Here is a 231-nt window from a genome sequence, read left to right on the forward strand (position 1 = left end):
CTTGTCGAACTTGAACGTAAGGCGCAGGCCGCCTAGTGCGATTTGAACTTTCTCCGAATCGCTTTCCGGTTTCTCGTTGAGGCCGACGATGGGTTGACGCGCAGGATCGTGCACATAATCGACACGCAGAACTGCCTTGTTGCGCACTTCCGAGTAGTCGAATACAGCACGGTATCCCCACCGACAGAAGAAGTCATACAGCACGTCGCGCATGCGGTCGATGAGGCGCGT

Annotated in this window: 1 protein-coding gene; it reads right to left on the reverse strand. The window is 55.8% G+C overall.

Translation table 11 applies throughout. The annotated features are described in order from the left end of the window. Positions 1–231: hypothetical protein (locus AC1RP1_RS08525; RefSeq protein ID WP_481762811.1), on the reverse strand; the 231-nt coding region annotated here is incomplete at both ends.

Source organism: Dellaglioa sp. CoH-56-MRSF-13 (assembly GCF_056782095.1).